The sequence below is a fragment of the Streptomyces incarnatus genome, from assembly GCF_001027185.1.
Classification (GTDB): domain Bacteria; phylum Actinomycetota; class Actinomycetes; order Streptomycetales; family Streptomycetaceae; genus Streptomyces; species Streptomyces puniciscabiei.
In genome coordinates this window covers 7,416,202-7,432,587 of sequence record NZ_CP011497.1, presented here as the reverse complement: position 1 = coordinate 7,432,587, position 16,386 = coordinate 7,416,202, and the positions used below count along the sequence as shown (strand labels likewise).

Sequence of the window (16,386 nt, the reverse complement as noted above, 5' to 3'; positions counted from 1 at the left end):
GCAGCCGCGGTGCGGCGGGCAACAGGCGTACGGCCGCCGAGGGCACCGTCAGCAGTCGGACCACGATGGCCCTCCTCAGAGCGTGGTGCGGTCGGGCCGCGCCGTGGGACCGAGCCGCCCGTTGGACGGCTTGCCCACCGCGCTCTCGGCACCGCGGGTGGCCCGGGCTCCGGCGGCGGTCCTGTGGCTCCCGGCCGTTCCGGCGCTGCCGGTCGCCCTGGCCCCGCCGGACGCGTGGCCGGTCCGGGATGCGGCGGCGTCGCCGGCCGTCCCGGTGCCGCCGGTTGCCCGGCCGGCCGGGGGCGCCGTCGCGCCGCCGGGAGCCCCGGTACTGCCGCCTTGCCTGTCGGCCCCGGACGCTGTCGCGCTGCCAGGGGTCCCGGTACTGCCGCCTCCCCGGCCGGCCCGGGACGCCGGCGCGCTGCCCGCCGCCCCACCGCTTCCGCGTGTTCCGGTGCCCCCGGGGGTCCGGCTCTCCACGGAGGCTTCGGCGGCGCCCGCCGCCTCGACCCCGGCCTCGGCGGCACCGGCGTCCCAGGCTTCGCCGGGGGGCTCGGCGGCCTCCGCCACGCCCGTGCCGCGACCGCCCGTGCCCCGCGCTCCCGCCGACACCGCGCCACCCCGGCCGGCGGCCGGGGGCCCGCTGCCGTGGCCGGACCTGAGGGCCGCGGTGGCGAGGTCATGGGCGGGTTCGACGGTCTGCTCCCCCGCGCTCCCGCCGTGCGCCGGATGCGCGGGCCGGGGCTGGGTCAGCCAGGCCACCGCAGCGCCGGTGAGGGCCACGGGCCACTCCACCACGCCCGCGGCACCGAGCACTCCGGCCCCCGCGTACACCGCGATGCGCCGCCCGCGGGGCGAGACCGCGCCCACCTTGTCCAGGGTTCCCTCCGCTGCCCTGCTCACCATCCCGGCGCCGGGCACCCTGCGCAGGACCGAGGCCGCGCCGCGCAGGGGCGCCGTGAGGGCCGACGACGACTTCTGCTCAGCCATGACTCTCCTCGGGTGAGATCCTCTCGCGTGCCCCACCGAGTGCCCGCCAACGGGCTGGTCATCCCCGTTCCCGCCCGGGGATGCCCATCTTCCAGGGAACGCCCGGCACCGCGCCCGCGCCACCCGCACCGCGCGAGCGCCCCGCCGCGGACACCCCGGAAGTCCCGCCCCCGGGCGTCTCAGCTGCCGCCGCGGAACAGCCCCGGCCCGGTGGGCGGCGACCGCAGGTGAGCGCCCGGACGACGTCCCCGCTGCCGGAACCGGCCAGGCGACCGGCAACGCTCCCCGACGGTGTCACCAGGGGCGCGCCCACGGCCGGGGCCGGCGACCGGCGGCCTACGGGTGCCAGGAGTCGTCGTATCCGGGATGGCCGGCGTACAGCACGGCGAGCAGGCGCAGCGTGGTGCACGGCGAACGGGGACACCCGGCTTCGCGGCAGGTGGCGCACGTGCCGTCGTCCCGTGTGCGGTGCTCCGCCAACAGCGCCCGTTTCGCCTCGAGTTCGCGCAGCACCCGCGCCGGATCGTGCCGGGCGACATGGGCGAGCAGCTTCACGGGATCCTCCGCGCCGAACTGCACCATGGGCGTGTGCGTGGTCCCGCCGTCCTCGGAGGTGAGCACCTGCTCGATCTCGTCGGCCATGACGCCCCAGACCGCCCCGGGCGCACCGGCGACCGCGTCCCGGGCCACCTGTTCCTCCTCCTGGAACCGGGCGCGCAGAAACCGTGCGAGGGCCACGGCCGTCATGCGGCGCGCTCCCTCCGCCCGACCGACGCGGTCAGCTCGCGCTGATAGCCGGCGTAGGCCGCGCGCAGGGCGTCCCCGGGCCAGTCGGCGGGCAGGAGTCCGGGGGGCAGGACGGGGTCGGTGAGCAGATGGCGTACGGCGGCGGCGTAGGCGGTGAGGCGGTCCGCCGGGGTCCGGGCGGTCGCGGTGCGGGCGAGCAGGGTCCGCGCGGTGCCCGCCCAGGCGTCCAGCGGCCAGAGGCGGGCGACCAGGTCGGGCGCGGGCTCGTCGGGTCGCGCGGTGTACGTCCGGGCGACGGAGCCCAGCAGGCGGGGCAGGGCACGGTCGAGGTTGGCCGGGCGCAGCCACACGCCCTCGCGGAGTTCCGCCAGGCGCAGGGCGGCCAACCGGCTGCGCAGCTCGGCGCGTTCGGCGGGGCCGCGGCCGGTCGCCGTGATGACCACCATCTCCCAGTCGCCGTCCCACGCGCGCGTGCCCGGCCGCAGCGCCTCGTCCTGGCGCCGCTGGCGCGCCAGCAGCCGGTCGCTGAGCCGGTAGACGGCGTCGGTGCGGCGCAGGTCCCCCGCGGTCACCATCCGGCTGAGCGCGGCCCGCAGCGTGGAGCCGCCGACGCCGAAGGGTTCCACCAGCCGGACCAGGTCCTTCACCGGCAGCTCCGCCGGGTGCGCGCCGAGCAGCAGGCTCAGCACGACCGACCGCGCGGACAGCGGCCGCAGGCCTGCCTCCTCCGGCTCGGGCGAGAGGTTCATGGGCATGGACACGTACTGTACGCACCCCTCCTTGTTGCAGTATTGCTGCGCCCGCAGCGAGAGTGCAACATGCTCCTATGGTCTCGATTCCCGCGCAGTCCCCTGCGCATCCGCAGCCCCAGCCGCAGTACGCCACGCACGAGGTCACCAACCAGGCCCCGCCGTTGGCCCCGTACGACGCCTCCGACGACGCGGCCCTGCTGGAGGGGCTGCGCCGGGAGGGCGCCGGCTGGGCCGAGGACGGCATCCGGCGCCTGGGGGCCCGCTCCGGCAGCGCCGAGGCGCAGGAGTGGGGTGAGCTGGCCAACCGGCACGAGCCGGTGCTGCGCACCCACGACCGTTACGGCCACCGGGTCGACGCGGTGGAGTTCCATCCCAGCTGGCACCGCCTGATGCGGACGGCGGTCGCCGAGGGCCTGGCCGGCGCCCCGTGGGCGGACGAGCGGCCCGGCGCCCATGTGGCCCGCAGCGCGGGCGGGCTGGTGTGGGGGCACACGGAGGCGGGGCACGGCTGCCCGACGTCGATGACGTACGCCGCCGTGCCCGCGCTGCGCGCCCAGCCGGATCTGGCCAAGGTCTACGAACCCCTGCTCACCAGCCGGGAGTACGACCCCGAGCTGCGCGTGCCGACCGAGAAGCCGGGTCTGCTCGCGGGGATGGGCATGACCGAGAAGCAGGGCGGGTCGGACGTCCGGACGAACACCACCACGGCCACGCCCACCGCGGAGCCCGGCGTGTACACGCTGCGCGGGCACAAGTGGTTCACGTCGGCGCCGATGTGCGACGTCTTCCTGGTGCTCGCGCAGGCTCCGGGCGGGCTGTCGTGTTTCCTGGTGCCGCGTGTGCTGCCGGACGGCAGCCGCAACACCTTCCGCATCCAGCGGCTGAAGGACAAGCTGGGCAACCGCTCCAACGCGTCCTCGGAGCCGGAGTTCGACGGCACGGTGGCCTGGCTGGTCGGGCCGGAGGGGCGGGGGGTGAAGACCATCATCGAGATGGTCAACTGCACCCGGCTGGACTGCGTGATGTCCTCGGCGACCCTGATGCGCAAGACGCTCGTCGAGGCGGGGCATCACGCCCGGTACCGCAGCGCGTTCGGGGCCCGGCTGATCGAGCAGCCGCTGATGCGCAACGTCCTGGCCGACCTGGCGCTGGAGTCGGAGGCGGCGACGACGCTCACGCTGCGGCTGGCCGGCGCGGCCGACCGCGCGGTGCGCGGGGACGCCGGGGAGCGGGCGTTCCGGCGGATCGCCACCGCCGTCGGCAAGTACTGGGTCACCAAGCGGGGTCCGGCGTTCACCGCCGAGGCGCTGGAGTGCCTGGGCGGCAACGGCTATGTCGAGGACTCCGGCATGCCGCGCCACTACCGGGAGGCTCCGCTGCTGTCGATCTGGGAGGGCTCGGGCAACGTCAACGCGCTCGACGTGCTGCGCGCCCTCGGCCGCGAACCGGACACCGCCGAGGCCCTGTTCGCCGAACTCGCCCTCGCGCGCGGGGCGGACGCCCGCCTGGACACGGCGGTGGCCGCGATCAAGGACCAGTTGGCCGAAACCGACCAGATGGGCGCCCGCCGGCTGGTCGAGCGGATGGCGCTCGCCCTCCAGGCCTCGCTGCTGGTGCGGCACGCCCCGCACCCGGTCGCGGACGCCTTCTGCGCGAGCCGGCTGGGCGGCGACTGGGGGCACTCCTTCGGCACGCTGCGCTCCGGGACCGACCTCGGCACGATCCTCGAGCGGGCCCTGCCCGGCCTGAACTGACTCGTCGCCGGGGCGCCGGTGCCCCTCCCCGGCGGGCGGCCTCGGACCGTTCGCACGCTGGCCGGTGACAGCCGACGGATCGCACACAGTCAACGCGCAACTCCGGACCGTTGTCAGTGCCGTGGTGCACACTCGCGATCAGGTGGCACTCGTCTGGGGAGGACAACGTGTTCACGGGGATCGACGAGGTCGACTGGGCCTCGCTGCGGCACGCGCACGGCAGCGCGGAGGACGTGCCGGGCTGGTTACGGGCGCTGGCGTCCGCGGACACCGCCGAGCGGGCGACCGCGCTCGACGGGATGTACAGCGCGCTGCACCAGGGATGTGTGTACGACTCGACGCTGGCCTGCGTCCCGTTCCTGCTCTCGCTCGTGGCCCGCGAGGAGGTGCCGGACCGGGGCGGCATCGTGGAACTGCTGGTCGGCATCGGCGCGGAGGGCACGGACGGGGACGCGCGCGCACGGGAGGCCGTGTGCGCGGGCGCCGAGGTGTTCGTCCGTCTCGTCGGGGACCCGGATCCCGCGGTGCGCCGGGCGACCGCCCCCGCCCTCGTGCACTTCCTGCCCGCGCCGGCCCGGGTCCTGGACCTGTTACGGCAGCGGCTGCGGGCCGAGCGGGACGAGCGGGTCCTGCTCGCCCTCCCGGAGGCGCTCGCCCTGTTCGTGCGCCGGCACCCCGCGCACGCCGACGCCGCGGTGGACCTCCTGGCCGAACTGAGCGCGCCGCCGTACGCCCCGGGGCTGCGGCTCGCCGCACTCGGCCAGCTCGCGCTGGTCGCGCCCGCCCGGCTGCCGGCCGACCTGGTGCCGACGGCGGTCCGGCTGCTGCGGGAGCGCTCCGCCCACCGCGCCCGGGTCTGCGCGCCGCGCGCCGCCGACTCCCTGGTCGGGCGCATATGGCGGCTGCGCCCGTCCGACGAGGAGGGCGCCCGGCTGCTGCGCACCCTGCACACCGCGCTGGGCGACCGCGTGGGCGACCGGACCGCGCTCCTCGGCGGGCAGTTGACCGGCCCGGACCCGGTGGACCGGTGCCATGGCGTGTGGATGGCGGCGGCGCTGCTGCGCGGCTGGCGCGGCGACCACGGCGGCACGGTCCGGTTGCTCGGCGCCCAACTGGGCGCGGAGCAGGACTGGCTGCCGGACGCGGCGGTCGGCGTGCTGGCGGAGCTGTTCGCGCTGGCCGCGCCCGCCGCGGACGACCTGTACGCCCTGGTGTGTGCCCGGCCCGACCTGTGGACGCACCGCGTGGAGCGCGGCTCCTGCACGCTGGGCGGTCCGCTCAAGGCGCTGGCCAGGAGCGGCGATCCGCGGGCGGTCCCGGCCCTGGCGCACCTGCTGGCCGGACCGGCCGCACCGGTGGACCTGGGGTTCGAGGTCGCCCACCTGGGCGCCGCCGCGGCCCCGCTCGCCCCCGCGCTGCGGCACCGGCTGGGCCGGATCCCGCCGGCCTCTCCCGACACCGCCCGGCTCGCCGCCCCGCTGCTGGCGGCGGTCGGCGCGATCGGGGACGAGGACGCCGTTCCGGAGGTGCTGCGGCTCCTGCCGGGCGCCCCCGGCGCGTCCGGGGCGCGGGGCGACGAGGTCGCGGGCCGGGTCATCGCCACGCTGGAGGCACTGGGCGCCACCGCGCGGGCGGTGCCGGCCCTCCGCGCGCTCCTCGGCACCCGGCACGCCGCCGTGGCGGCCGGTGCGCTCTGGTCGGCACAGCGGGACGCCTCCGTCGTACTCCCTGTGCTGCTGCGGGAGTTGACCGAGGGTGAGCCGGCGAGCCGGGGCGTGGCCGCCGATCAGCTCGGCCGGCTGGGTCCGGCCGCGCGCGCCGCGCTGCCCGCGCTGCACCGCATGGCCCGGTCGCGGCACGCGCGGGAGCGGGTACCGGCGGCGTGCGCGGTGTGGCACATCGCCGCGGATCCGGAGCCGGTCCTGCCGGTGTTCCGGGAGGCCTGGGCCCAGGACCCGCGCACCCGCCGGGCGATCGCGCGCTGCCTGACCGCGATGGGTCCGGCGGCCGCGCCGCTACGGCACCTGGCGGCGACGGAACTGGCCGCCCCGCGCCGCCACTTGGCCCAGGCAGGCGGCGGCGCTGTGTGGCACATCGCGGAGGACGAGGCGCTGCTGAGCGCGTGCCGGGAGGTGCTGGCGACGGTGTAGGGGTGTCACGGCAGGCACTCGCCCGAGCCGATGAACTCGGGGACGCGGCTGTCGCCCTCGTGGACGGCGACGCTCCAGCGGGTGTGGTTCCAGGCAGGGTTGCGCCGGTACTCGGGCATGAGCCTGGGGCAGACGGTCCGGGACACCGCGTCCTGGAAGTCCGACCGCCGGGCCCGGCCCACGAGGACCTCGTCGGTGTCCCGCGCCCACACATAGGCGGCCTTCTCCACCGGGTCGAAGCCCAGGTTGAGGGACGGCCCCGCAGGCGGCGCCGGGTCCCTGCCAGGCCGGGGGGCGAGGCCGTCGGCCGTGGTCAGACCATCCGGCCCCACTGCGGTCCGAGCCGTGCCCACTCCGTGTCCCAGGCGCGCATGCGGCGGCGTTCCAGGCGGCCGCGCAGGGCGAGGCCGCCGACGAGGGGGACGGCCGCGGCGCTCACGCCCACCAGGCAGCCGATCAGGTTGCCGCGGAAGGCGGCCTCGGAGGCGGAGGCGGGGCGGCTGACGAGCCGGCCCTGCGGGTCGGTCCACACGGTGACCGGCGTGCCGGCCCTGCTGCCGGGCTCCACCCGGACCTGACCGGTGCGGGTGGAACCGTCTGCGACGGTCCAGCCGACCTTGGCCCAGACGCGTTCACCGGCGGTCGCGTGACGGTGCGCGGGGGAGGTACCGGGGGCTCGTGCCACCACGTGGGCCACGACGGGACGCCAGGCCGCCCGCTCTCTCGCGAGTCCGCGCTCCACCGTCCCGGCCGCCACGAGGCCGGCCGCGACCCCCGCCAGGACGGTCAGCAGCCAGGCGCCGAGCACCACCCAGGCCTCCACCACATCGGCCCGGCGTTTGAGCGGGTTGCGCCGCCAGCGCCACAGCCACACCTTCGGACCACGGAACGCCTTCAAAGGCATCCTCCTCACGAGCGCACCGACCGGCCGGAACGCCCTCCCATACGCGGGAGATCGCTCCGCTGCTCACGACGAGCCGTCTCCCCGACGGTCGCACGCCACGCGCCACCCGCGCAGGCGCATGCCGCAAGGAGCCCGGGGCGATCTCCGTCACAGGCCGACGACACCGCCGTGACCTGCGGGAACGTGCGCATCAGGGTCGACTGTCAGTGGCGGGGTGCAGACTGGCCGATAACCGACGACTACGTGTCTCGCGACTACCTGGACAAAGGCGTCCCGGAGGTGATCGGCATGACCGAGGTACTGCTGGCGGTGGGCACCCGCAAAGGCCTGTTCATCGGGCGGCGCAGGGGCGGCGGCGCCTGGGAGTTCGACGACAGTCCGTATTTCAACGCGCAGGCGGTGTACTCGGTCGCGATCGACACCCGTCAGGACCGGCCGCGGCTGCTGGCGGGCGGCGACAGCGCGCACTGGGGCCCGTCCGTCTTCCACTCCGACGACCTCGGCCGCACCTGGACCGAACCGCCCCAGCCGGCCGTCAAGTTCCCCAAGGACACCGGCGCCTCCCTGGAGCGTGTCTGGCAGCTGCACCCGGCCGCCGCCGAGCCCGGCGTGGTGTACGCGGGCACGGAACCGGCGGCGCTGTACCGCTCGGAGGACCACGGCGAGAGCTTCGAGCTGGTCCGGCCGCTGTGGGAGCATCCGACGCGCTCGCAGTGGGTACCGGGCGGCGGCGGTGAAGGTCTGCACACCGTGATCACCGACGCCCGCGATCCGCAGGCGGTCACCGTGGCCGTCTCGACGGCCGGGGTGTTCCGCTCCACCGACGGCGGGGCGAGCTGGGCGCCGTCCAACTCCGGCGTGTCGGCGGTGTTCCTGCCGGATCCGAACCCGGAGTTCGGTCAGTGCGTGCACAAGATCGCCAAGGACGCGGGCGACCCCGACCGGTTGTATCTGCAGAACCACTGGGGGGTGTACAGAAGCGACGACGCGGGCGCGCACTGGACCGACATCGGCGCGGACCTGCCGTCCACGTTCGGCTTCGCGGTGGCCGCCCATCCTCGCCGCGCCGAGACGGCGTACGTCTTCCCGATCAACGCGGACGCGGACCGGGTGCCCGCGGAGCACCGCTGCCGGGTCTTCCGCACCACGGACGCGGGCCGGTCCTGGGAGCCGCTGTCCAAGGGTCTGCCGCAGGAGGATCACTACGGCACGGTCCTGCGGGACGCCCTGTGCACCGACGACGCCGATCCGGCGGGGGTGTACTTCGGCAACCGCAACGGCGAGGTCTTCGCCTCGGCCGACGACGGCGACAGCTGGCGGCAGCTGGCGTCCCATCTGCCGGACGTGCTGTGCGTGCGGGCGGCGGTGATCGGCTGACCGGGGCGGAGCGGGCCGCGCGAGGGCGTCGCCGCGGGGCGCCGGCCATCGGTTGATCACCGGGCCGGGTACGGCAGTAGGGTGACGCCCGTGGCACCACGACCCTTGCATGAGATCGTCGAACCGGGCTGGGCGAAGGCCCTCGAACCCGTCGCGGAACGGATCGCCGGGATGGGCGACTTCCTGCGTGCGGAGATCGCCGCGGGACGCACCTACCTCCCGGCCGGACCCAACGTCCTGCGGGCCTTCCAGCAGCCGTTCGACGACGTGAGGGTCCTGATCGTCGGTCAGGACCCGTATCCGACCCCGGGGCACGCGGTGGGCCTGTCGTTCTCGGTCGCGCCCGAGGTACGCCCGCTGCCGCCCAGCCTGATCAACATCTTCCGCGAGCTGAACACCGACCTGGGTCTGCCCCAGCCGTCCAGCGGCGATCTCACTCCGTGGACCCAGCAGGGCGTGCTGCTGCTCAACAGGGCGCTGACCACGGCTCCGCGCAGCCCGGGCGCCCACCGCGGCAAGGGCTGGGAGGAGGTCACGGAGCAGGCGATCCGGGCCCTCGCGGCGCGCGGCAAGCCGCTGGTGTCCATCCTGTGGGGCCGGGACGCGCGCAATCTGCGTCCGCTGCTGGGCCGGCTGCCGGCCGTGGAGTCCGCGCATCCCTCGCCGATGTCGGCCGACCGCGGGTTCTTCGGCTCGCGTCCGTTCAGCCGGGCCAACGACCTGCTGATCCAGCAGGGCGGACAGCCGGTGGACTGGCGACTGCCGTGACCGTCGCCGGTTATCTGGCGGTGGACTCCGGCGGCTCCGGTCTCCGGGTCGCCGTCGGCGTGCCCGGCCGGGCGCCCGCCGCGCGGCGGGAGTCGCGGGAGCCGGTCCGCACCGGTGCGCGGGGCATCGATCCCGGCCATCTGATGGCCCAACTCACCCCGCTGGCCCGGGAGTCCGCCGCCGAGGCCGGAATCGGCCCACTGCAGACGGCCGTCGTCGGCGCCGCCGGGTTCGCCACCCTGGGCGACGCCCTGCGCGCCGAACTGCCGGGCGCCCTGGCCCGGGAGCTGGGGGTACGGCGGGTGGCGCTCGCCGCCGACGCCGTCACCGCCTACGTCGGCGCCCTCGGGCCGCGTCCGGGCGCGGTGCTCGCCGCCGGGACCGGCCTGATCGCGGTGGGCACCGACCTCACGGCCTGGCGCCGGGCCGACGGGTGGGGCCATCTGCTCGGCGACTGCGGCAGCGGCGCCTGGATCGGGCGGGCGGGGCTGGAGGCGGCGCTGCGCGCCCACGACGGCCGCGACGGCGGCTCCGCACCGCTGCTGTCCCGCACCGAGGAGCAGTTCGGCCCGGCGCACGGACTGCCGGGGCTGCTCTACCCGCGCACCGACCGGCCCGCCGTACTGGCCTCCTTCGCCCCTCAGGTGGCCGCTTGCGCCGCGCACGACCCGATCGCCGCGGGCATCCTGCGCGCCGCGGCCCGGCACATGGCCGAGTCCGTCGCGGCCGTGTGCCCGGCGGACGGGGAACCCCGAATGGCGCTCACGGGCGGCCTGTTCCGGCTCGGCGAGCCCCTGCTCGCCCCTCTGCGGGAGGAGTTGGCGCGCAGGCTGCCGCACGCCCGGCAGGTGCCCGCCGAGGGCGACCCCCTGCACGGCTCGGTACGGCTCGCGAGCGATCTGGCGGCCGGCCGGCTCACCCTGCCGGGTGAATCGACCATGCTCCACGTGGTCTCCGCGCAAGGCGATTGAGGTCACCGCAAAATCCGATTGTTCCGCCTTATAACCCCTTTATCGGCTAACGTTCCCGGCACGTGCCCGGAACACGTGTCGCCGTCGCGTAACTCATCAGACAAAACCGGACGGATACCGCTCACCTGCACCCTCCCCGAACGGAGTAACCCCGAAAGCCAGTAACATGCGGCGCCATGAGCACCCCCACTGGGCCCGCGTCCGGCCTGCCCGTACGAATGCCGCGACCCCGCCAGCCCGGACGGCACCGCCGGCCGGAACCGCTGGTTGCCCCCGAGGGCGCGCCCGCGCTCGCCCTCGCGGTGCCCGGTGCGCCCAGCGCCGCCACGCGCGCCCTGGCCGAGGAGGTCGTGAGCATCGCCCGCTCCGAGCTGCCCGGCCTGGACGCCCGGATCGGATTCCTGGACGGGGACGACGCCGAGTTCCCCACGCTGCGGACCGTGCTGGTGCGCGCGGCCGAGGAGCGCACGGCCCGTTACGAGCAGGCCGTCGCCGCCGGGGTCGAAGGGGTCAAGGAGCCCGACGGCCCGGTCGCCGTCGTCGTCCCGCTGCTGGCCGGCCCGGACAGCGCGCTGCTGCGGCAGATCCGCCAGTCCGTGATGGACAGCCGGGTCGCCGCCGATCTGACCGACGTGCTCGGCCCGCACCCGCTGCTCGCCGAGGCGCTGCACGTGCGGCTGTCCGAGGCGGGGCTGGCCCGTGCCGACCGCGCGCGCCTGTTCACCGTGGCCACCGCCGCCGACGGCATCATTCTGGCGTCCGTGGGCGGCGAGGAGGCCGTACAGGCGGCCGGGATCACCGGCATGCTGCTCGCCGCGCGCCTCGCCGTGCCGGTGATGGCGGCGGCCCTGGACCAGGAGGGCTCGATCTCCTCCGTCGCCGAGCAGCTGCGTTCCTCGGGCTCGCAGCAGCTGGCCCTGGCGCCGTATCTGGTGGGACCGGAGATCGACCCGGCGCTGCTGGCGGCGGCCGCCGAGGAGGCCGGCTGCGCCACGGCCGAGGCGCTCGGCGCGTACCCGGCGATCGGCAAGCTCGCCCTCGCCAAGTACACGACGGCGCTGGGCATCGCCCCGCCGCAGCCGCAGGGCACGCCGGTCCGCTGACCCACGCCCGCCTCCGCGGCACCCGTACGACACAGGGCCCGCTCCCCTCCCGGGAGCGGGCCCTGCGCCTTGCCGGGCGCCCTGCCAGGCAGGCGCTCCTCAGCCGAAGACGACGCAGGAGGCCGCGGTGACCGCCACGGAGCCCTCGTAGCGGGGCAGCCCCGTCGCCTCGTCCAGGGCGAACCATGTCACGTCGCCGGAGCGCTCGTTGGCCGCGTAGAGGAAGCCGCCGTGCTCGGCGAGCGCGCGCGGCCAGTGCCCGCCGCAGGGCACCGTACCGATCAGCCGGAGCACCTCGCCCTCGACGGCGAGGATCGACAGGACGTCCTCGCCGCGGGTCGCGGTCCACACGAAACGGCCGTCGGGCGAGACCACGATCCCGGACGGATAGGCGTCGCCGGCCGGGGCGCCGGGCAGCAGCGGGACCTCGGCCAGCGGTCTGAGGGAGCCGGCCTCGGCGTCCCAGCGGCACACGGTCACCGTGGGGGTGAGTTCGTTGACGACGTAGGCGTGCGCGCCGTCCGGATGGAAGGCCAGATGGCGGGGGCCGGAGCCGGGGCGCAGGGCGAACTCGCGGTGCACGGCGGGGACGCCGTCCTCCAGGGTGCAGATCCGCACCGAGTCCGTGCCGAGGTCGACGCTGACGGCCCACCTGCCGCTCGGGTCGGGCTGCACCTGGTGGGCGTGCGGACCGCGCTGGCGGCGGTCGTGCGGGCCGGAGCCGGTGTGCTGGAGGCGCCCGGAGGGCTTGGCGGCGAGCGAGCCGTCCGGACGCACGGGGACGGCGGTGACGCTGCCGCAGCCGTAGTTGGCGGTCAGCACGTGCCCGCCGTACAGGCCGAGGTGGGTCGGTCCGCTGCCGTCGACCCGGACGGGTGGCCCGGCGAGTTCCGGCCGGCCGCCTGCGACGCGGTAGGCGGCGACGGCGCCCTCGGCCGTCTCGCTGACCGCGTAGAGCGTCTCCCCGTCCGGCGACAGGACCAGGTAGGACGGGTCGGGTACGTCGTACAGCGCGGTGCCGAGGAGGAGGGCGCCGCTGTCCGGCGCGACCTCGGCGGTCACGAGTCCGGGGCCGCCCGCCGCCGTGAACGAGCCGATGAAGGCCCGGCGCCTGCCGGGCCTGCCGTCCTGTGCCACCGCTGTCCCCTCTCGGTCGAGCCCGTCCGGGCCGACGGTAGCAGCCGATCACGCCCGGTCTAGACCAAGGAGCGGGGGTTGTCGGCGGTTCTTTTCCTGGCGGGGTCGCGTCATCGCCCGCGGCCCGTCGGCTGCACGGGACCTGCGGTCGCCGCGGGGGATGTGTCCCTGCTCCGCAGGGAGGTGTCGTCGCCCTGCGAGCCTATGGCTGCGCGAGGGTCTGCGGGTGGCCCGACAGCCAGACCACGAAGCGGTCCGGCCCGGCTCCCCAACCCGCCCCAGCTTGCGGCACTCCCGACTCAGGCCCGCCCCGCGCACCCTCGGCCTCCCGGGCCGAGCCCTTGAGAGCCGCAAGCGCGGCGCGGCACGCTCAAGCTTCACCAGCCCCGTCGGCGAGCTCCGACCCTCCGGCCACCAACCGCACGAGCGACGACGTCGCGCGCCCACACCCCGCCAGCCCGATCGGCGATCCCACCCTCGGCACACCAGCCGCACCCGCGCGCTGGCTCAGCCCGCCAGCTGTACCCACGGCGTCCAGACTCAGCCCCCGTCAGCCGTAACCACGACGACCCAGGCTCAGCCCCCGTCGGCCGCACCCCAGCGGTGCTTTGCTCAAGCGCCAGCGGTGTCCTTCTCCCCACCAGCCGCATGCCAGCGGTGTCCTTCCCCCCACCGGCCACATGCCGCCAGCGCTCTGCTCAGCCCCCGTCGGTCGGCCGCCCCCGACCGTTACCCGCTCAGGCGCCCACCAGCCGCGACCCCGTCCGGGCGCGCAGGGGCTCGGCCAGGTCGGCGAGGGCGCGTTCCAGGCCGTGCAGGTGGGCGAGGGCGGGCTCGGCGGGCGGCTCGGCGGGACTGCGAACGGGCTCCGGCCGGCCCGCGGTGAGCGCCTCGACGGCCGACTCCACGCGCCAGCAGGCCGCGGCCAGGCGGGCGTCGTGCGAGGCCTCGGGATCGGCGGCGACCGCCACCAGGCCCCGCACCTCACGGGCGCAGTCGTCGAGGAGCGCCAGGACCCGGCGGGCGCGCCGCTTGCGGGCCGGCATCGGGTTCAGCGGGTGCACCAGCGGGGCCACCGACAGCCGTACCCGGCCGAGCAGCTGCTCCAGTTCGGCGACGCGGGGCGCCGGGTCCGCCGTCGGGGATCCCGCGAGCCGGGCCGCGGCCTCGGCCGTGCAGGCGTGGACGCAGCGCAGGGCGCGCTGGATCCACGCGTCCGTGATGGTGTGGGTGGTGACGGGCAGGACGAACAGCACGGCGAGCGCGGCGCCGAGCGCGCCCACGCCGGTCTCGGCCAGACGTAGGGCGAGCAGGCCGGGGCTCAGGACGCCGAGGAGGCCGTAGAGCAGTTCGGCGAGCAGGGTGACGCAGAACATCATCCAGGTGTAGGAGACCGCGGCCGTGTAGAAGATGCCGAAGACGGCGACGGCGACCAGGACGGCCGTCGGGACCGGCGCGCCGCCCACCGGGACGGCGACGAGGAAGCCCAGGCCGATGCCGATCACCGTGCCGAGGACCCGGCGGAAGCCGCGTACCAGGGTCTCCCCGCGCGAGGCCGTGTTGACGAAGATCCACCAGGTGGCGCCGACGGCCCAGTACCAGCGCTGTCCGGACACGAGCTGGCCGACGACCAGCGCGAATCCCGCGCCCGCGGTCGCCTGCACGGCCTGCCGCGTGGTCACCCGGGCCAGACCGCGCCCGGCGGGCGGGGCCGGTACGGCGGCCGGGGGCAGCCGGCGCTCGTAGCACCACACCCCGAAGCGCACCACGGCCGCACTGAGCACGGACAGCAGGACGGCGGCGTACAGCTCGGGCAGCTGCGCCGGGGTGGCGTGCAGGAACTGGGCCACGAAGAAGGTCATGAAGGCGAACACGCCCAGGCTGTGCCCGCGCGGGCCCCAGCGGCGCGCGTACACCCCGGCGCCGACGACGGCCAGGAAGACGAGGTCCCGCGCGACGGGCACGGCGTGCAGCTCGGCCGCGGCGGCGAGCACCGGCACGCCCACGGCGGGCAGCAGCGCGGTGGTGACCGCCTGCCCGCGCACGGTCGGGTCGGCGACGGTGAACAGGGCGAGGAGCGCGGCGAGGCCACCGGTGACCGCGCCGACGAGGGAGTGCCCGGCGAGGAAGCAGACGACGACCGCGAGGCCGATGCCGAGGACGGCCCGCGCGGCGAAGCGCAACCGCGCCCGCCCCGGGTCCGGAGCCACGAACATCCTCTTCAGCACTGCTGCCCTCCCCATGGAATCCGGATGGATCACCGGCACAGAAAAGGCGCCGCGGAGGTCCGCAGCGCCATCGACGACTCCATGAGAGCATCACCGACGTCACTGGCTCAAGTGTGTCCAGAATCGCTGTGCCATTGGCCCATCCTCATGTCTGTGTCCGCGCCGAGCAAGGAGCCAACGGACCAGGTCGGACGGCACAGGCCGGGATGCGCCCGCTGAGCCATTGGTACAGTCGTCCATCATGGCCGTGGACGAACTCGACACCCGCATCCTGCGACTGCTCCTGGAACAGCCGCGCACCAGCGTGCGCGAGTACGCCCGCATCCTCGGCGTCGCCCGCGGCACGCTCCAGGCCCGGCTCGACCGGCTCGAGCGGGACGGCGTGATCACGGGCACCGGTCCCTCGCTCTCCCCCGCCGCCCTGGGCCATCCGGTGCTGGCGTTCGTGCACATCGAGGTCACCCAGGGCCACCTGGACGACGTGGGGGACGCGCTGGCCGCCGTACCGGAGATCGTGGAGGCGTTCTCGATCACGGGCGGTGGCGATCTGCTCGCCCGGGTGGTGGGCCGGGACAACGCCCATCTGGAGGACGTCATCCAGAAGCTGATCAGCCTGCCGGGCGTCGTGCGCACGCGTACGGAGGTGGCGCTGCGCGAGCGCGTTCCGCACCGGCTGCTGCCCCTGGTGGAGTCCATCGGGCGGGCGGCGCGCGCCTGACGCTTGGCATGCTGGAGCGCATGAGCGATCTCGGCGGCCTCTCGGTCATCTTCGATCTCGACGGAACGCTGGTGGACAGCGAGCCGAACTACTACGAGGCAAGCCGGCAGACCCTGGCCGGGCATGGCGTCCCGGACTTCACCTGGGCGGACAACGAGGCCTACGTCGGCATCGGCAACCAGGACGCGACGCGGCTCTGGAAGGAGCGGTACGGCCTGAGTGCGCCCGCCGGGGAACTGCTCGCCGAGCTCAACCAGCGCTATCTGGAGCTCGCCCGCACCCGCACCCCGGTGTACCCGGAGATGCGCAAGCTCGTGGAGCTCCTGGCCGCCGAGGGCGTACCGATGGCCGTCGCGTCGGGATCCTCCCCGGAGGCGATCGAGGCGATCCTGACGGGCACGGGCCTGGGCGCGTACCTCCGTACGGTGGTGTCCGCCGAGGAGGTGCCGCACGGCAAGCCCGCCCCCGATGTGCTGCTGGAGGCGGCCCGGCGGCTCGGCGCGGATCCCGGCGACTGCGTGGTCCTCGAGGACGCGGCACCGGGCGCGGCCGCCGCCCACGCGGCCGGCATGCGCTGCATCGCCGTCCCGTACGTGGCCGCCCAGGCCGACCTGCCCGAGTTCGCCACGGCGAGCCTGCTGCTGCGGGGCGGTCAGACGGAGTTCACCGCCCAGTCGGCCTACGCCTGGCTCCGGGCCACGGCGCAGACCGGCTGAGCGCGGCGCCGGGCCACGGCGCTGTCCCGCCGAGCATGGGGCCGGACCACAGCGCGGTCCCACCGAGCATG

Annotated in this window: 15 protein-coding genes; 8 read left to right on the top strand and 7 right to left on the bottom strand. The window is 75.7% G+C overall.

From position 1 onward, the window contains the following. Positions 1–75 precede the first annotated feature (75 nt). The 3 genes from ABB07_RS42095 to ABB07_RS33720 all read right to left on the bottom strand — a co-directional run bounded on the left by ABB07_RS42095 (position 76) and on the right by ABB07_RS33720 (position 2,492). On the bottom strand, positions 76–990 hold the full coding sequence (locus ABB07_RS42095; RefSeq protein WP_425264780.1) for a hypothetical protein: 915 nt from the start codon (positions 988–990) through the stop codon (positions 76–78). A 336-nt stretch (positions 991–1,326) separates the two neighbouring features. Further along, the gene (locus tag ABB07_RS33725) at positions 1,327–1,737 is read right to left on the bottom strand and encodes a DUF6221 family protein (RefSeq protein ID WP_208902260.1); all 411 of its coding nucleotides are present in this window, start codon (positions 1,735–1,737) and stop codon (positions 1,327–1,329) included. After that, positions 1,734–2,492, bottom strand: a complete 759-nt coding sequence (locus ABB07_RS33720; RefSeq protein ID WP_208902259.1) for a PaaX family transcriptional regulator C-terminal domain-containing protein — start codon at positions 2,490–2,492, stop codon at positions 1,734–1,736. The genes ABB07_RS33725 and ABB07_RS33720 overlap by 4 nt, the downstream gene beginning before the upstream one ends. A 71-nt stretch (positions 2,493–2,563) precedes the next feature. Between ABB07_RS33720 and ABB07_RS33715 the strand changes: the two genes are divergently transcribed. Further along, positions 2,564–4,243 carry an acyl-CoA dehydrogenase family protein gene (locus ABB07_RS33715; protein ID WP_208902258.1) on the top strand — a complete coding sequence of 560 codons (1,680 nt, stop codon included), beginning with the start codon at positions 2,564–2,566 and terminating at the stop codon, positions 4,241–4,243. Positions 4,244–4,410: 167 nt separating this feature from the next. Beyond that, entirely contained in the window at positions 4,411–6,393 is a 1,983-nt protein-coding gene (locus tag ABB07_RS33710) for a HEAT repeat domain-containing protein (protein ID WP_208902257.1), read from the top strand. A gap of 5 nt (positions 6,394–6,398) precedes the next feature. Here the strand turns inward: ABB07_RS33710 and ABB07_RS33705 are convergent, their stop codons facing one another. Further along, the gene (locus tag ABB07_RS33705) at positions 6,399–6,725 is read right to left on the bottom strand and encodes a hypothetical protein (protein WP_208902256.1); all 327 of its coding nucleotides are present in this window, start codon (positions 6,723–6,725) and stop codon (positions 6,399–6,401) included. Then, positions 6,707–7,297, bottom strand: a complete 591-nt coding sequence (locus tag ABB07_RS33700; RefSeq protein WP_208902255.1) for an Rv1733c family protein — start codon at positions 7,295–7,297, stop codon at positions 6,707–6,709. Before ABB07_RS33700 ends, ABB07_RS33705 begins: the two co-directional genes overlap by 19 nt. Before the next feature lie 288 nt (positions 7,298–7,585). On the opposite strand from ABB07_RS33700, the gene ABB07_RS33695 reads away from it, so the two are divergent. The 4 genes from ABB07_RS33695 (at position 7,586) to ABB07_RS33680 (ending at position 11,516) form a co-directional block, all read left to right on the top strand. Beyond that, entirely contained in the window at positions 7,586–8,674 is a 1,089-nt protein-coding gene (locus tag ABB07_RS33695) for a WD40/YVTN/BNR-like repeat-containing protein (RefSeq protein WP_208902254.1), read from the top strand. A 90-nt stretch (positions 8,675–8,764) separates the two neighbouring features. Further along, complete coding sequence (locus ABB07_RS33690) at positions 8,765–9,442, top strand: uracil-DNA glycosylase (RefSeq protein WP_208902253.1); 678 nt, start codon at positions 8,765–8,767, stop codon at positions 9,440–9,442. Beyond that, a complete protein-coding gene (locus ABB07_RS33685) occupies positions 9,439–10,413 on the top strand; it encodes an N-acetylglucosamine kinase (RefSeq protein ID WP_208902252.1) in 975 nt (324 codons plus the stop codon). The genes ABB07_RS33690 and ABB07_RS33685 overlap by 4 nt, the downstream gene beginning before the upstream one ends. Positions 10,414–10,589: 176 nt before the next feature. Next, entirely contained in the window at positions 10,590–11,516 is a 927-nt protein-coding gene (locus ABB07_RS33680; protein ID WP_208902251.1) for a sirohydrochlorin chelatase, read from the top strand. A 99-nt stretch (positions 11,517–11,615) separates the two neighbouring features. On the opposite strand, the gene ABB07_RS33675 is transcribed toward ABB07_RS33680, so the two are convergent. Together ABB07_RS33675 and ABB07_RS33670 are read right to left on the bottom strand one after the other, a co-directional pair. After that, positions 11,616–12,653, bottom strand: a complete 1,038-nt coding sequence (locus tag ABB07_RS33675) for a lactonase family protein (protein WP_208902250.1) — start codon at positions 12,651–12,653, stop codon at positions 11,616–11,618. A 737-nt stretch (positions 12,654–13,390) separates the two neighbouring features. After that, on the bottom strand, positions 13,391–14,881 hold the full coding sequence (locus tag ABB07_RS33670) for an FUSC family protein (RefSeq protein WP_208902249.1): 1,491 nt from the start codon (positions 14,879–14,881) through the stop codon (positions 13,391–13,393). 241 nt (positions 14,882–15,122) lie between these two features. Between ABB07_RS33670 and ABB07_RS33665 the strand changes: the two genes are divergently transcribed. Beyond that, a complete protein-coding gene (locus ABB07_RS33665) occupies positions 15,123–15,599 on the top strand; it encodes an Lrp/AsnC family transcriptional regulator (RefSeq protein WP_055707893.1) in 477 nt (158 codons plus the stop codon). Between the two features lie 20 nt (positions 15,600–15,619). Then, positions 15,620–16,315, top strand: a complete 696-nt coding sequence (locus ABB07_RS33660; protein ID WP_208902248.1) for an HAD family hydrolase — start codon at positions 15,620–15,622, stop codon at positions 16,313–16,315. The last annotated feature ends 71 nt before the right edge of the window (positions 16,316–16,386 follow it).

Excerpts from the sequence above, each read along its gene's own strand:
- ABB07_RS42095 (WP_425264780.1), bottom strand. The coding sequence starts at position 990 with ATGGCTGAGCAGAAGTCGTCGTCGGCCCTCACGGCGCCCCTGCGCGGC.
- ABB07_RS33660 (WP_208902248.1), top strand. The coding sequence starts at position 15,620 with ATGAGCGATCTCGGCGGCCTCTCGGTCATCTTCGATCTCGACGGAACG.
- ABB07_RS33665 (WP_055707893.1), top strand. The coding sequence starts at position 15,123 with ATGGCCGTGGACGAACTCGACACCCGCATCCTGCGACTGCTCCTGGAA.
- ABB07_RS33725 (WP_208902260.1), bottom strand. The coding sequence starts at position 1,737 with ATGACGGCCGTGGCCCTCGCACGGTTTCTGCGCGCCCGGTTCCAGGAG.
- ABB07_RS33680 (WP_208902251.1), top strand. The coding sequence starts at position 10,590 with ATGAGCACCCCCACTGGGCCCGCGTCCGGCCTGCCCGTACGAATGCCG.
- ABB07_RS33700 (WP_208902255.1), bottom strand. The coding sequence starts at position 7,297 with ATGCCTTTGAAGGCGTTCCGTGGTCCGAAGGTGTGGCTGTGGCGCTGG.
- ABB07_RS33720 (WP_208902259.1), bottom strand. The coding sequence starts at position 2,492 with ATGCCCATGAACCTCTCGCCCGAGCCGGAGGAGGCAGGCCTGCGGCCG.
- ABB07_RS33695 (WP_208902254.1), top strand. The coding sequence starts at position 7,586 with ATGACCGAGGTACTGCTGGCGGTGGGCACCCGCAAAGGCCTGTTCATC.
- ABB07_RS33715 (WP_208902258.1), top strand. The coding sequence starts at position 2,564 with ATGGTCTCGATTCCCGCGCAGTCCCCTGCGCATCCGCAGCCCCAGCCG.